A 230-nucleotide genomic window follows, 5' to 3' on the forward strand; every position below is an offset into this window, starting at 1 on the left:
GGATAGTCGGCAAGTGATGGCGGCGAGAATGGCGTCATGGCCCGATCGTATGCCAGATAGGCGCTGGCGGCGACAGCCGTCAGGATGATGGCGGTGATGAGCAGGCGGAACATGCGGCGCACGGGAATCTCTGCTTGGTTGGATGTGGTGATAGCATGGAATTGAGGCAGCGTTGACGCCCGGCCCTTCGCTTGCGCTTCGGGCGTTCGGCCCTGCGATCGATTCACGGG

Annotated in this window: 1 protein-coding gene; it reads right to left on the minus strand. The window is 62.6% G+C overall.

The genetic code is table 11. The features are described 5' to 3' along the window. Window positions 1–230 (minus strand): hypothetical protein (locus tag SB659_RS20660; RefSeq protein ID WP_410551799.1); only part of this gene is annotated, 230 nt, incomplete at both ends.

It is taken from the genome of Arthrobacter sp. SIMBA_036 (genome assembly GCF_046535135.1).
Lineage (GTDB): Bacteria > Actinomycetota > Actinomycetes > Actinomycetales > Micrococcaceae > Arthrobacter.